General features: G+C 65.1%; 10 protein-coding genes and 1 pseudogene. 5 read left to right on the forward strand and 6 right to left on the reverse strand.

The window, feature by feature from the left end; genetic code table 11:
- Nucleotides 1-2: 2 nt before the first annotated feature.
- Nucleotides 3-3,530 carry a glycosyltransferase family 2 protein gene (locus tag ABFX19_RS12325; RefSeq protein ID WP_428831051.1) on the reverse strand — a complete coding sequence of 1,176 codons (3,528 nt, stop codon included), beginning with the start codon at nucleotides 3,528-3,530 and terminating at the stop codon, nucleotides 3-5.
- Nucleotides 3,527-4,075 carry a WhiB family transcriptional regulator gene (locus ABFX19_RS12330; RefSeq protein ID WP_277358856.1) on the reverse strand — a complete coding sequence of 183 codons (549 nt, stop codon included), beginning with the start codon at nucleotides 4,073-4,075 and terminating at the stop codon, nucleotides 3,527-3,529. Before ABFX19_RS12330 ends, ABFX19_RS12325 begins: the two co-directional genes overlap by 4 nt.
- A 266-nt stretch (nucleotides 4,076-4,341) precedes the next feature.
- Between ABFX19_RS12330 and ABFX19_RS12335 the strand changes: the two genes are divergently transcribed.
- The gene (locus tag ABFX19_RS12335) at nucleotides 4,342-5,121 is read left to right on the forward strand and encodes a TIGR03089 family protein (protein ID WP_346028453.1); all 780 of its coding nucleotides are present in this window, start codon (nucleotides 4,342-4,344) and stop codon (nucleotides 5,119-5,121) included.
- Between the two features lie 124 nt (nucleotides 5,122-5,245).
- Here the strand turns inward: ABFX19_RS12335 and ABFX19_RS12340 are convergent.
- Nucleotides 5,246-5,797 (reverse strand): annotated as a pseudogene (locus ABFX19_RS12340) (GtrA family protein); the annotation flags it as partial.
- A gap of 275 nt (nucleotides 5,798-6,072) precedes the next feature.
- On the opposite strand from ABFX19_RS12340, the gene ABFX19_RS12345 reads away from it, so the two are divergent.
- Genes ABFX19_RS12345 through manA form a run of 4 tightly spaced genes read left to right on the forward strand, consistent with a single transcriptional unit; the run spans nucleotide 6,073 to nucleotide 10,774 of the window.
- On the forward strand, nucleotides 6,073-7,245 hold the full coding sequence (locus ABFX19_RS12345) for a 5-(carboxyamino)imidazole ribonucleotide synthase (RefSeq protein WP_346028454.1): 1,173 nt from the start codon (nucleotides 6,073-6,075) through the stop codon (nucleotides 7,243-7,245).
- Nucleotides 7,246-7,280: 35 nt separating this feature from the next.
- Nucleotides 7,281-7,793 carry a 5-(carboxyamino)imidazole ribonucleotide mutase gene (purE, locus tag ABFX19_RS12350; protein WP_277358865.1) on the forward strand — a complete coding sequence of 171 codons (513 nt, stop codon included), beginning with the start codon at nucleotides 7,281-7,283 and terminating at the stop codon, nucleotides 7,791-7,793.
- Nucleotides 7,790-9,400 carry an LCP family protein gene (locus ABFX19_RS12355; protein ID WP_277358853.1) on the forward strand — a complete coding sequence of 537 codons (1,611 nt, stop codon included), beginning with the start codon at nucleotides 7,790-7,792 and terminating at the stop codon, nucleotides 9,398-9,400. Before purE ends, ABFX19_RS12355 begins: the two co-directional genes overlap by 4 nt.
- Nucleotides 9,401-9,415: 15 nt before the next feature.
- Complete coding sequence (gene manA / locus ABFX19_RS12360; RefSeq protein WP_346028455.1) at nucleotides 9,416-10,774, forward strand: mannose-6-phosphate isomerase, class I; 1,359 nt, start codon at nucleotides 9,416-9,418, stop codon at nucleotides 10,772-10,774.
- Here the strand turns inward: manA and ABFX19_RS12365 are convergent.
- The 3 genes from ABFX19_RS12365 to glpX all read right to left on the reverse strand — a co-directional run bounded on the left by ABFX19_RS12365 (nucleotide 10,719) and on the right by glpX (nucleotide 14,228).
- Complete coding sequence (locus ABFX19_RS12365; protein WP_346028456.1) at nucleotides 10,719-11,831, reverse strand: lipid II:glycine glycyltransferase FemX; 1,113 nt, start codon at nucleotides 11,829-11,831, stop codon at nucleotides 10,719-10,721. The genes manA and ABFX19_RS12365 overlap by 56 nt on opposite strands.
- A gap of 140 nt (nucleotides 11,832-11,971) precedes the next feature.
- Nucleotides 11,972-12,928, reverse strand: coding sequence for a hypothetical protein (locus ABFX19_RS12370; RefSeq protein WP_346028457.1), 957 nt, complete (start codon nucleotides 12,926-12,928; stop codon nucleotides 11,972-11,974).
- A 262-nt stretch (nucleotides 12,929-13,190) separates the two neighbouring features.
- Nucleotides 13,191-14,228: a class II fructose-bisphosphatase gene (gene glpX, locus ABFX19_RS12375; protein ID WP_056548853.1), complete on the reverse strand. Its 1,038-nt coding sequence runs from the start codon at nucleotides 14,226-14,228 to the stop codon at nucleotides 13,191-13,193.
- Nucleotides 14,229-14,287 lie beyond the last annotated feature (59 nt).

Here is a 14,287-nt window from a genome sequence, read left to right on the forward strand (position 1 = left end):
TGTCAGCTGCCCGCCCTTCCGCTGCTCAGGGCGGATTCGCGTTCTGGCGGGTCAGTTAAGTCAGCCGGGTCGGACGCAGTAGCCGGGCCGGATGATTCAGCACTTGCAAACGCGTCAGCACTTCCAGCACCACTAGCCACAGGTTCCGCCGCCCGCCGCCCGCTCGACACCGGAACCGCTGCCGTTCGATTACGGCCCTGCGGCACGTGGACAAAGCGGGGGCGCGCAGGAATCGGAACGGCCAGCAGAACAGTCAGGCTGAACACGATCGCCTGCGCAATTCCGGACCACGGTTCCCACGCCGTGACGTAGTGAACCTCCAGATCGCCACCCGCAGCAGGCAGCGCAAACGCCTGATTCCATCCGGTAGACGCCGGTTCCAGCCGTTCACCGTTGAGGGTCGCTTCCCAGCCGGGCTCGGACCGCTCATTCAGCACCAGCATCCTGCCCTCAGGGCCTGCCGGAACCGTGCCCGAAGCGGTCGTGGCGTCGGAGTCGAGCACGCTCAGGGTTGAGCCCGCTTCATCAACAATCCGAACCCTGCCCACCTGGGCCTCGGCTACCGAATTACCGGAAGCGGACATCTCTACCCGCCACAACCAGCCGGCCTCGGTGTTGCCCACCGACACAAGTCCGGGAACAGAATCGATCTGGCTGGCGAGAACTTCAGCCGCCGAACCCGACTGCTGCAGCACAACAAAACCCACCCCAAGCCGCTCCAGTTCCTCGCGCGGGTCCACACCGGTGCCGGCCACCAGGGTGGCGACGGTACGCCGCACGTCGGCTGCCGCGTCGTCGTCCTCACGCAATTGGGCGTTCAACAGTGAACCGTGGAGCTGACGGGCAGAGTAGATCTGGGAGAGAGCATCGAGCGTGGTGCCGCCGCCCCGCATGAGCGCGGCACTGACGTTACTGTCGCCGTCGACATTCATCACCAGGGTGGTGCTGCGCTCACCCCTGGTACCGCGGTCAGCGGCGGTCGCCGGAAGTGTACGGGGTGCACTTGGCACCACCGCCTGCCCGGTTCCGAAAGTGGTCGCTTCCACCGCAGGATCCGGGGTACGCAGCTGCGGAACCAGCCAGACGGTCAGGCTTGTTGCCGGGCCCAACGCCAGCACCAGGGCAGCGGCGGTCAACCAGGCCCGGGCACCTAGAACCGGCCTACCGGAACGCCCGGACCTACCGGCACGCAGACGCTGCTGCAGCCATTCGCCGCCCAGCAGCGCAGCTGCCAGAAGCGCCAGGGAGACAATCGAGACCCACGGTCCGGTGAACGGTGTGATGAGCGATGATGAGCCGACGCCGGTCACCACCAGAGAACTCGCTACGCTGCCGAGCAGTGCCAGCAACGCCAGCAGCCACAGCACACGCGCAGCGGCCTTGGCCTTGCCGGGCAGGAAAAGCGCCGTCGCAGCAAGCAGCAGCACCGGCAGCCCAACGATCAGCGAAACAACAAGCGGCCACGGTCCCTCGAACAGGTCCGGAAACGCAGCAAGCCCGCCGAACGAAGGAAAAGCTACCGGATAGCCCAACAGTTGCTGCCATAGGGGCGCAGCGTTGAACGGCAGCGGAAGGCCGGGGTCCCCAAAGACGGCCCAGGGACGGTCGAGTGTGGACGCCGCAAACGGAATGAACAGGGCCAGCGGCGGCAGCAGCGCCCACCAGAGTGTCTTGGCACGGCGGCGTGCAACCAGGGTGATCAGCACAACAGCCAGCACAAAAAACAGCAGCAGCGACGGAGCAGACGCAGTCACCACGGCAAGCATCAGGCCCGCCGCAGCAGCCGCCGTCCAGCTCGGAACACCATTGATGCCCGGCTTGAGCATCAACTGAAGTGAACGCTGGCGCCTGGATGAGTCAACGGCGTCGTTGGTCTGTGATCCGGGCCTACCGGGAGCTTGCCCCACTGCGCGGATGAACGCCAGCGCAACCAACGGCAACAGGAGGTGCACCAGGAGTGCACCGAGCCTTCCGCTACCGGTTGCAACCTGAAGGACCGGCAGCGATCCCCAGCAGAACGCAGCCCACAGCCGAAGCGAACGGCTGCGCACAAAAGCACCCGATCCAAACCAGGCACTCAATCCAGCCAACGGCGCAGCACACAGCATCAGCACGACGACGGCCACGTTGCCGTTGCCGAATCCCAGCACCGATATCAGCCACAACACATAGCTGAATGGATCTCCGTGCCCGGCGAAGCCTGCACCGAGATCGATCCACCAGCGCGATCCATTGGCCCAGATCTCGGCAAGATCTGTTGACAGCGGCAGGAGGGAACCGCCCGCCAGCGCTGAGGCACCGATAAAACGGTGCAGCGCGACCAGTGAAACACCGAGCAGCACTATCGCCGCGGCAATGGCACCCCAACCCGCCCAGATCCGGGAGGGGCCTTCCAGTGCTGCGAAGTCGTCGTTCGCATCGCCCGAGGGTACGTCCACAGCAGTGCTCTGGGCGTAGGACTCGTCTTCGAGTCCGCGTGCTGAAAACGCCTCCACCACTGACTTCCGGTGTGACCACACCTCCCTGCGATCGGTCCGCAACGCACGCACCACTGACCGCGGCAGCCGCCTGGTCCGGGCGGCTGATCGACGGGACCGGTACAAATCGAAGGGCTTCAGCACGGCAGCGATGCTGGCGGTGAGCTGGCCGACGCCGTACCCCGGGTCCTTTGCCAGCAAACCGAGAATCAGGCGGGCGAAGCCGCCCAGCACGGCACCGACCGCAAGGAACGGAACCTTCCACAGCGTTGCGTGCTTGAGGCGCAGATACACTTCGGCACGCCGCGCAGCACCGAGCGTTGCCGCGTGGTTGTCCCGTGAGCCGGCATGCCGCAGAACCGCACCCGGAGCCACCACTACACGGTGACCGGCCAGGCGGTTGCGCCAGCAGAAGTCGACGTCGTCTCCCGTACCCGGAAGGGCTGGGTCAAAACCACCCAGCTTGTCCCACACATCACGGCGGATCAGCATGCCTGCCGAGTTGACGGCAAACATGTCACTGCGGACGTCATACTGGCCCTGGTCCAGTTCGTCGACGTCGATCAGGGTGAGCCGCTCAGCCCACCGGCTGATGGACAGCCCAACATCCACCAGCTTGCGCCGATGCTCCCACTCGACCTGCTTGGCACCGGCAACGGTCACGGACGGCGCCAGCTCGACTGCTCGAAGGAGCTGCTCAAGCGCCGTCGGTTCGGGAGCGGAATCATCATGCAGAAGCCAGATCCAGTCGTGAACCCCGCTGGCGGGATCGGAACTGTCAGGTTCCGATCGGCGGCTGGAAGGAATCTCGGCAAGCCCTGTACGGACGGCGGCACCGAAGCCGCCGCGCCCGGAGGCGCCTACTACGGGGGAACCCACCGGAAGCTGCAGTTGCAGAAGAGACGCCGATTCATCAGATGAACCGGCGTCGACTCCTACATGGAAGTCCGGGGGTCGGGTCTGCTGACCGAGTGCCTTGAGTGTGTCCGGAAGGTACTCGGCGCCGTTGTGGGCTACGACAACGGCTGTGACCCTTTGTTGCGGATGAATCAGACCGCTCGCTTTCGTAAACGGCGGCGCTCGCGCTCGGAAAGTCCGCCCCAGATGCCGAACCTCTCGTCATTCTCCAGCGCATACTCCAGGCACTGCGACTTGACGTTGCAGGAGCCGCAGACCTTCTTGGCATCCCGCGTGGAGCCGCCCTTTTCAGGGAAGAACGCCTCCGGGTCCGTTTGAGCGCACAGTGCGTCAGCCTGCCAGCCCAGCTCGCCTTCATCATCGAAGTCGGAGCCGATGCCCGGAAGACCAATCCATACCGCCTGGTCAACCCGCTCCGGCACGGCCTGGCGGCGTGGTGCCGCTGCGGGCTCGGCATCGAGGAAATTCTCGACGCCGGCACCCTCGGTCAATGCCTCATGGGCCGCCAGGAAGGCGGTTGCCTCATTTTCAAGCGACGAAGTCTGCTGCCTGTACCGCTCAGCAGCGTCCGGATCCGCCGGATCGACGTACCAGTCCTGCGGAACGCCGCGCGATCCGTAGCGCGCAGACGCCTGGGCCGCAATGGACGTGCGGTCCTGAATGTGCTCTGCTTGCCCCATACCAGCCTCCCGGTGTAGCAGCTTCGGACAGAAACTAGTGTGGGAGATGTGCCTTCAGCAAGCCGCTGAGAAACCCCGAAATCCCGTCTGCCGAAGCAAATCCGATGACCTAATTACACGCGTGTAAGTAGCATCGAGTCAAGCGGCGAAGGGAATCTTATAGAGTGAATTTCCCAAATGGCGGGCACGCCACGCGAAGCGCACCTCACAATTGTGCAACTGAACCCGCAGGTCAGCACGCTTACCCAACGAAAGGCAGGCACCCAGTGGCACCACTGAAGTCCGTTGCAGAATTATGTGAGTCCCTCCGGTCCGCGTCCGGAGCACCCCGGCTCATTTGGTACGGGCCCGGCTCCGAACGGGTGGAACTCTCCGGCAGGGTGCTCGAAAACTGGGTTGCGAAGACGTCCAACATGCTGGTCGAGGAGCTCGACGCGGTGGCGGGCACCGTCGTCGCGGTTGGAATGCCGCCGCACTGGAAGAGCCTTGTGTGGGCGCTGGCGAGTTGGCGGGTCGGTGCGGTGACAGTGCTCCGGGACGAGACCGTGCGCAACGACGGGACAGCGCCCGGCGACCGGACCGCGCCCGACGACGGTGCCCCCGTAGATGTTCGGCTCACCATGGATGCCGCCCCGGGAGCACCGCGCGTTGGGCGGGAAGGGGACCGCGAGGATGAGTTGCTGGTACTGGTGGCGCCGGGCGCACTGGACATGCGCTGGCCCGGAACGCTTCCCAGCGGTGCCGTGGACTACGCAGCGACCGTCCGCGCGTTCGGCGATGTGTATCTCGAGGATCCCGCTGACAGCGGCGCCGAACTGATCCGTGCCGGCGGAAAGAGTTTCACGTTCAGCGACCTGCTGGACGGAGCGGACCAGCCCGCAGAAGGCATCTGGCTGGTCCCGGCCTCCTTGCCCCTGCTGACCGTCCTGCCGGCTGCCGTCCGTATCTGGGCGGCCGGTGGAACCGTGGTGCTGGTGCACCCGGAGGTCGAGGCGACCGACCGCCTGATGGAGGGTGAACGCGTTACTGCTCGGTTGGCTGTTTAGCTGACGGATGCACCACTGACTGGTTCGCCGGAGGGTATGCCACCGACTGGGGTGACTGGTGCGCCGGAGGGTGCGCCACCGGCTGGGGCGACGGGTGGGCTGATGCGGCGGCGTCAGCCGGAACCGGACCGGTGGCCACCGGCACGGATGATCCGGCGCCGGCACCTGCACCGGCAGTTGCACGGGAGCGGGGGTGGATCAGTTCATGGTCATGAGCGAACGCAGGCTCCGCATCGAGTTCCTCGTTGAAGACCCAGAAGCGGTAGGCAACAAAACGAACGGCCGTTGCCAGCACGGTACCCACAATTCCGGCAACGAACAGCCCCGTGCGGTCGGAGATGTCGAGCGGGTACTTGGCGAGCCACACAAAGCCGGCCGCGATGCCCAGGCCGATCGCATTGATCAGCAGGAACATCATCAGTTCGCGCAGGACGTTGGCCTGGCGGCGGTGGCGGAAGGTCCAGTATCGGTTGGCAATCCAGGCGAACACCGTGGCAATAGCGGCGGACACCACCTGGGCCTTGACCTCGCTGTCCTCCATCGGACCGTGGATCAGGATCCAGAACAGTCCCTTGTCTATGACAAACGCCACACCGCCCACGGCACCGAACTTGGCCAGCTCACGCCAGAAGAGGGAGGCGAGGGCCCGGATCCGGTCGACAACTGTGGTGATCATGACCCTCCGGTCTCTAGGACATTTCGCCGTAGCAGGACCGCGCCGAAGCGAAGTCATTCAGCTGAGGCGCCGCGGGCGCAGCACCGAAGCTGTCCGCGTACGACGTTCCGGAGAACCCTACGCCTGCCTGGCGGACAAACTGAAAATCAGCATCTGATGATCAGCACAACAACTGAGCGTCCATTTTACCGTTCAAGATTGGGACTTTCCTAGGAAGCGGGGGTTGCGAACAGGTCACATCCAAGGACCCCTCCGGCAATAGGTACCCTGAAGGGGTGACTTTTCCCGTAATCGGCGTCGTGGGCGGCGGCCAACTGGCGCGCATGATGGCTCCTCCCGCCGTCGAACTTGGCTTTGAACTTCGAGTGCTGGCGGAGGGACCCGACGTTTCAGCGGTGGCCGCCGTGGCACATTCAGCAGTGGGGAACTACACCGACCTGGAGGATCTGACCGCCTTCGCCAAGGGCGTGGACGTTCTCACCTTCGACCACGAACATGTGCCGGAACGGCACCTCCGCGCCCTGGTGGATTCCGGAATCAATGTCCAGCCGCACCCCGACGCGCTGCGCCATGCCCAGGACAAGCTGGTCATGCGGGCAGCAGTGGACCGGCTGGGGCTGCCCAATCCGCGCTGGAAGGCCGTCTCTTCAGTAGAGGAACTGCGGAAGTTCGGTGACGAAACGGGCTGGCCTGTGGTGTTGAAGACGCCGCGTGGCGGCTACGACGGCAAGGGCGTCCGGATCATCAATTCGTACGACGACGCCGCACAGGCAGCCGACTGGTTCACCGGTTCCGAACTGCTCGCCGAAGAAAAGGTGCCCTTCACTCGTGAGCTGTCAGCCCTGGTTGCCCGCTCACCCCGTGGCGAGGCCCGCGCGTGGCCGGTGGTCCATTCAATCCAGGTCAATGGCGTCTGCGATGAAGTCATTGCTCCCGCACAGGACCTGCCGGCAGTGCTGGCCCGCGCCGCCGCGGAAGCTGCCCTCCGCATCGCCGACGAGCTCGGTGTCACCGGTGTCATGGCCGTGGAGATGTTCGAAGTTCCCGGCAGCAGCGCCGGATTCCTCATCAATGAGCTCGCCATGCGGCCCCACAACTCGGGTCATTGGACCATGGACGGAGCGGTGACCGGCCAGTTTGAACAGCATCTGCGCGCCGTTCTCGACCTCCCCCTCGGGGACACATCCCTTGCCTCGGGCGTTGTGGTGATGAAGAACATCCTCGGCGGAGACAACGCAGAGCTGTATAGTGCCTATCCGATGGCGTTGCAGGCAGAGCCCGCCGCCAAGATCCACACCTACGGCAAAAGCGTACGGCCGGGCCGGAAGATCGGCCATGTCAACGCCATTGCCCTACCCGGTGACACAATGGCACAGGTCAGGGAGCGCGCCGAGCGTGCCGCGGCAATCCTGCGGGACGGCCGCGATCCCCGGAAGGAAACATCGTGAACAACTCCCCCGCCGGCGCCCTCGTGGGCCTGGTTATGGGCTCCGACTCGGACTGGCCGGTCATGGAGGCTGCCGCTCTGGCGCTAGAGGAATTCGGCATCCCGTATGAGGCTGACGTCGTTTCCGCACACCGCATGCCCGAAGACATGGTCGCGTACGGGCGTGAGGCCGCAGGCCGCGGACTGCGGGTCATCATCGCCGGTGCCGGCGGCGCCGCCCACCTGCCCGGAATGCTGGCATCGCTCACCTCGCTGCCCGTCATCGGCGTTCCGGTGCCCCTCAAACACCTCGATGGAATGGATTCCCTTCTCTCCATCGTCCAGATGCCTGCAGGCATTCCGGTGGCTACCGTCTCCGTCGGCGGCGCGCGCAACGCAGGGCTCCTCGCCGTCCGTATCCTGGCCTCCGGTGAGGGGCAGCATGCTCAGGAGCTCTCCGGCAACCTCACGAGGTTCGCACAGGAACTGCGGCAGACCGCCCTCGACAAGGGCGCGAAACTGCGCAAACACGCTGGTATGCGCACTGCCGACAGCGAAGGCGGCGCATGAGCCGGGCGGTTCACACCGGCCGGCCTTCCGAACGGACCATGCTCACCGATCCTGTGCGCTACCCGGAATCGGCTCCGTCCGGCATCCGCACCAGGCGCGCGTTCCTGCTCCTGGCGCTCACGCTGCTGATCCCGGGCGCCGCCCAGGTGGTTGCCGGAGACCGCAGGCTCGGCCGACGGGCGCTCCGCGTCACTTTCACCGTGTGGCTCCTGGTGATTACCGCCGTCGTTCTTGCGCTGGTTAACCGCCAGCTGGTGGTGAGCCTGCTCGCCAACGAGGTGTTCTCGCTGCTTCTCATTGCGGTGCTCGTGGCGCTGGCAGTCGGCTGGGCACTGCTCTTCATCAACACCCTGCGGATCATCCGCCCGCCGCTGCTGGACCGAGGGATGCGCCCGGCCGTTGCGGCAACGCTCGCCGTGCTGATGATCGTGACCAGCGGCGGGCTGGGCTACGGCGCGTACTTGCTCAACGTCGGCCGGAACACGTTCGGCAACATCTTCCAGGCCGGCCCCGCCTTTGACCCGGTGGACGGGCGCTACAACTTCCTCCTCATGGGCGGCGATGCAGGTGAGGACAGGCTGGGACGCCGTCCGGACAGCATTTCCGTGGTCAGCGTCGATGCTGACACCGGAGCCACCGTCACCTTCAGCATTCCCCGCGATTTCCAGAACGCGCCGTTCTCCGAGGACTCTCCGCTCTGGGAAGTCTGGCCGGACGGCTACAACTGCGGTAACGAGTGCATCATCAACAGCCTCTACCCGGTGGTTGCCCAGAACTACGCCGACCTGTATCCGGAGTCTCAGGACCCCGGCGCCGAAGCCATGATGGACGCGGCAAGCGGAATTCTCGGCATCGAGGTCCAGGCCTACATCCTCGTCGATATGGCCGGGTTTGAGCAGCTCATCGACGCGATGGGCGGTATCACGATCAACGCGGGCGGCTGGGTTCCCATCACATCCGAAGAGATCCCGGGCACCAGCCCCAAGCGGTACTACCCGCCGTCGGCCTGGATCGAGCCAGGCATCCAGACCCTCAACGGTTATGAAGCATTGTGGTATGCCCGCTCCCGTGAGTACGCCACCGACTACGCGCGAATCCAGCGCCAGCAGTGTGTCCAGGCGGCGATGATCGCCCAGCTTGATCCCGCAACCGTGCTGACCCGTTTCCAGGACATCGCCGCCGCCGGTACGCAAATCGTCGAGACCGACCTCCCTCGTGACCAGCTGGGCAGCTTCGTAGACCTGGCGATCAAGGCGAAGAATCACGACGTCGGGCGCCTCACCATCGGCGCGCCGGACTTCGGTGACGCGGGCGACCTGTTCTCGACCTACCCGGACATCCCGCTGGTTCATGAGCGGGTGCAGGAGACGCTGGAGGCTGCTTCCGGAGAGGCTTCCGCCGCAGCGCTGGGGGAACTCACGGTGGACCGGGCGGGGCTGGTTGAGGCTCTGCCGGTGCATGCGTCCACGACTCTGCCGGGGCAGCTGCCGGCTCAGAACGTCACCGGCGAGATCACCGTCGACTACCTTCATCAGCTCGCGGTGAATCAGGATTGGACCACGCTCGAATCTCTCTTGGCCGATAACGGGGAATGCACCCCCGCCTAAGGAACGGATATCCCGATGTACCAGCTGGACAACCCGTTGCGTCCCTACACCTGGGGATCCACCACGGCCATTGCGGAACTGCTCGGTCGCACACCATCCGGCGGCCCTGAGGCCGAGCTGTGGATCGGCGCCCACCCTGACTCGCCCTCCACAGTGCTGGGACATGGGGACACTGGTACCTCGCTGGACGCGCTGATCGATTCCGACCCTGACCGCACCCTCGGCGCTCCGACGCGTGAGGCGTTCGGTGACCGGCTGCCGTTCCTGATGAAGGTGCTCGCTGCGGCGGCGCCGCTCTCGCTGCAGGTCCACCCCAGTCCGGAGCAGGCGCAGGAGGGGTTCGACCGGGAGAACGCCGCATCGGTCCCGCAGGACGCTCCGCACCGGAACTACCGCGACGCGTTCTCCAAGCCCGAGCTGATCTTCGCGCTCACCGACTTCGATGCGCTGTGCGGATTCCGTGCGCCGACCGAAGCGGCACGGATCTTCACGGGTCTCGTGGACCTGCTCGAGAAGCAGCAGGGCTCGGCGCCTGCCATCCTGAGCGCCGTCGTCGCCGACCTCGGCATTCCGGATGAGGCGGCAGCTCTGCGCGAAGCCTTCACCCGGCTCCTGACCGGCGGTGCGGAGACACGGACGGCCGTTGAGCGGGTGGTCGAGGCATTGGACAAGGGACTTCCCGACTCCGCGGACCCGCTTGTGGCTGCAGCGGCCGCAACCGTCCTGCAGCTCAACGGACACCACGAGAGCGATCCGGGCGTGTTGGTTGCACTCCTCCTCAACAGGGTTACCCTGCAGCCCGGACAGGCGCTCTACCTACCGGCGGGAAACGTGCACGCCTACCTGGAAGGCCTCGGTATTGAAGTGATGGCGTCCTCGGACAACGTCCTGCGCGGCGGATTGACCACCAAACACGTTGATACCGGCGAGCTGCTGAAGACCGTCGAGTTTGCGCCGCTCGCGCTGCCACTGCTTGACCCGGAATCCACCCCGCTGGGACAGGAGCTGTACTGCCCACCGTTTGACGAGTTCCAGCTACAGCGCCTTGAACTTCCCGTTTTCTTCGGGGATGACGCCGCATCAGCCGACATCCCGATCGCTCAGAACGGACCCACGGTGGTGCTGGTGGTGTCCGGAACGGTTGTGCTCGACTCCCCCAAGGGCGACCTCATCCTGCACCGCGGGCAGAGCGCCTTCATCCCTGCCAACGAGTCGCCGGTGATGGCACGCCTCGCGTCGGACAACACAGACACCACAGACGACGACGGCGACAGCACCGCCGTCGCCTTCGCCGTCACCGTGGGTGCCGCCGGAGATTCTAATCCTGGCGGGTTGGGGCCTGTCCGCGGCGGCCGCGAAGAGACTCAGCCTTAGCCCTGAGGGCCGGCAGGACTTTCGTCTTCAGTGCCGGCAGGGCCTTGATCCTCAGTGCGCCCACCGCGCCGCGTGATGCGGAGAGCCCCTTGCGCGCCAGCGGCATCGCCGTCGCGTAGACCGGGTAAAGCGGCGACAGCGGCTTGTCCCAGGTGCCCATGAGCAGGTTCTCGTGCTTGGCCCAGCCCATCTTGAACTTGGACACGCCGTCATTCAGGAGGCCGTTGAAGTCATAGCGTTCAACCCCGCGCGCCTTCATCTCCCGGATAGCAAGCCATTTAAGGGCGTAGTTCGCGCGCAGCCGCTCGCCCTCCTCCGTCATGCCGCCGTACAGCTCGAAGGCCGTGTGTTTGCTGGCCGACAGCCAGAGGAACGCAACCATGGTGGTGCCCTGGAAGGCTGCATATACGGGTGACGCCGACCCGAGGTTCTTGTGGATGTCGAGGTAGTAGCGGTCCTCGTGGATGCCGAAACCGGCACGCTCCGCCGTTTCCCTGTAGACCTTGAGGCAGTCGGCGATCTCCTCCCGGGTGACCTCGCGAAACTCGAGCTCTTCCCGCGCGGACTTGCGGATGTACTGGCGGTGCTTCTTCGACATCTCGGCCAGCAGTTCATCCTCGCTGAGCAACAAGTCGAGGATGAGCGTACGCGGGATAAGGATGGTGTTCTCGGTGGCACGGAAGCCGGCAGCGCGAACTGCTCCCGCGAAATCCGAGTCCGCGTCCCAGTCCGGCTCAATGCTGAGCACGGTCCCGGCATAGGCGTCCCGCGCGTAATTGCCGAGCGCCTCGAGGACTTCCTGTGCGTCCCCTGCCCCGCACACCGGACCACGCGGAATGTAGACGAGCGCGCGGAACGGCAGGGGCAGCCGTCGGATCAGGATCTGGGCGCACGCAATGGTCTCGCCGTCCCTGTTCAGCAGGAGCCGATCGGTCCGCCAACCGTGGTCGGCCTTCGTCTGCCCCCACCCCCACAGCTGCTGCGGGTGACCATTCAGGCGGTTGACCGCTGCGTCCCATTCGGGCGCGTTCCAACACGGAGCAATGACGAGGTTCATGGTGCTAAGCCTACTGGCCGAGGGACCTGCGCCGAGCGCCAGCGGGCGCTGGGGGGCCGACTCGCGATAGCTTTCTCGTCTCGGGATAGCGCTTAGGCCATCCGATAGCGGTTAATCCCTCTCGCATGGCAAATCTGCTATCAGAAGACCAGCGGCGTCGCGTTCTGCGGCACGCCGGCCGCCCGGAGGCACCTCTCCAACGCAGCTGGGGAGACCGCAGTCTCCCAAAGCCAGCGCACTACGTGCCGACCTGTGCTGCGAATGCGGTCTTCCCGGATCTTCTCGTCGATGACCACCTGAGATGCGGTTCGGCCCTGGAGGTACTCGGGTTTGAGGTACTTGGTAAGGCCGTCGAACTCGCCGACGATACCGGAGGCCTTCCAGTAGAAGTCCACAGTTGCGGCATGGCCATCGGAATCGTGAACCTCGTATTGCAGTTCAGGCGCCTCGAAACCGCGAGCCGCCATGTGAACCCTGCTCAGGGACTCACCGGGCAGCATGGCGAGTCCGTTGGCGAAATCGAGCACCCGCGTAGCTTTTCGCCGGGCACGAGCAGTGGGCAAGGATTCTATATAGGTTGCGATTTCGGGTTTGCCGACGGGGTTGGCACGGCGCTCGGCGGGAAGCCGCACCGCATTCAACGCCCTGTCCATCACTGCGACGGCCCAGGGAAGGTCATAACGCAAGGCCAGCTCGACCGCTGTCTGGATCTTTCCCGTCACAGTGAAACCGCCAATCTGAACGCAAGGACCGACCGCAGGCCTGACGATGCGGCGAACACCGTTGCCGGTCCGCCTGCCGGAGCCCTGCGGCACAAGGGTGTCCACCATGGTCGGCGTTTCAGGTAGCGGCAAGCCCCACAGGAACGCGGCCGATTCCTCGGCGAAGAGGGGCGCGTTGGTTGACGTCCGAAGCACCGCCTGAAGGGTCAACCGGTATTGCTGGTTGGCGTCCAGGGCCTTCCACTGGACGGCATCGACGTAGCAGCCCTGGCGGATGCGGACCAGGGTTCCGCGCCGCGCACCCCTGGCCAGCCGGCGCGGCCAGTCCTCGTCAAGGGAACGGTCTGCCGCACTCTGGATTGCTGGAAGGTTCACACCCCTTACCCTGCCGGGTGGGGCATGAGCTGCGCCACGGCAAAGGCGGCACATGTGGATAACCGGCAGCCAGCGGACAGGCCACGCGGCGAGCATAGGCCAACGCCATCGTACTCCTCGATAGCGTTTGTGCCGTCGGATAGCAGACCGGCCAGGCGGTACAGGTTAACCGCTATCGCTTGGCCGAATCGCTATCGCGAGCGTGGCGCGACGACTGCACGGCAACCCGGGAGGAAAAGCGCCACCCGGCACGCCGCAAGTGCTAGCTCAGGCGGGCGTAGCTCTCCCACTTGTGAGCCTGGTGCTCACCGTCAACCACGCGGATGGTGCCCGACTTCGAACGCATCACGATCGACTGGGTAAGCACCTTGCCGCCGGAGTAGCGGACGCCGCGCACCAGGTCGCCGTCGGTGATGCCGGTCGCTGCAAAGTAGCAGTTGTCGCTGGTGACCAGGTCATTGGTGGAGAGAACGCGCTCAAGGTCGTGGCCGGCGTCGAGCGCTTTCTGCTTCTCTTCATCGCTGGTGGGCCACAACCGGCCCTGGATCACACCGCCAAGGGACTTGATGGCACACGCAGCAACGATGCCCTCCGGCGTGCCGCCAATGCCCATGAGCGCGTCGATGTCAGTGCCTTCACGGGCAGCCGCGATGGCTCCAGCGACGTCGCCGTCCATCAGGAACCGGGTGCGGGCACCGGCGTCGCGGATCTCCTGGACCAGCGGACGGTGACGGTCGCGGTCGAGGATCATGACGTTGATCTGGTTGACCTTTTTGCCCTTGGCCTTGGCAATCAGGTGCAGGTTCTGTTTCACGGGCAGGCGAAGGTCAACCATGTCCGCAGCTTCGGGACCGGTGACCAGCTTCTCCATGTAGAAGACGGCCGAGGGATCAAACATGGTGCCGCGCTCAGCCACTGCCAGAACGGCGAGCGCATTGTTGATGCCCAGCGCCGTCAAGCGGGTGCCGTCGATCGGGTCCACCGCGACATCGCACTCCGGACCACTTCCGTCACCGACCCGCTCACCGTTGTAGAGCATCGGCGCTTCGTCCTTTTCGCCCTCACCAATAACCACAACGCCGTTGAAGTGGACGGTCGAGAGGAGCGAGCGCATGGCGTCAACGGCAGCGCCGTCAGCCTTGTTCTTGTCGCCGAAACCGACCCAGTGTCCGCCGGCAATGGCTGCGGCCTCGGTGACGCGCACCAGCTCAAGGGCGAGGTTGCGGTCCGGCTCGTCATCACCCACGGCAAGAGCCGGGGAAAGGGTGGAATACTGCGCGTTCTTTGCGGTGTCGGACACGTTTACCTCATCGTTGAATTAGCGGTTCCTCTTCGGCAATCATAGTGCGGCTCTGCGCT

This window comes from Arthrobacter parietis (assembly GCF_039530425.1).
Lineage (GTDB): Bacteria > Actinomycetota > Actinomycetes > Actinomycetales > Micrococcaceae > Arthrobacter_D > Arthrobacter_D parietis.

What these genes read in the sequence shown, in the direction of transcription:
- ABFX19_RS12330 (WP_277358856.1), bottom strand. Translation starts at nt 4,075, where the DNA reads ATGGGGCAAGCAGAGCACATTCAGGACCGCACGTCCATTGCGGCCCAG.
- purE (WP_277358865.1), top strand. Translation starts at nt 7,281, where the DNA reads ATGGGCTCCGACTCGGACTGGCCGGTCATGGAGGCTGCCGCTCTGGCG.
- ABFX19_RS12355 (WP_277358853.1), top strand. Translation starts at nt 7,790, where the DNA reads ATGAGCCGGGCGGTTCACACCGGCCGGCCTTCCGAACGGACCATGCTC.
- manA (WP_346028455.1), top strand. Translation starts at nt 9,416, where the DNA reads ATGTACCAGCTGGACAACCCGTTGCGTCCCTACACCTGGGGATCCACC.
- ABFX19_RS12365 (WP_346028456.1), bottom strand. Translation starts at nt 11,831, where the DNA reads ATGAACCTCGTCATTGCTCCGTGTTGGAACGCGCCCGAATGGGACGCA.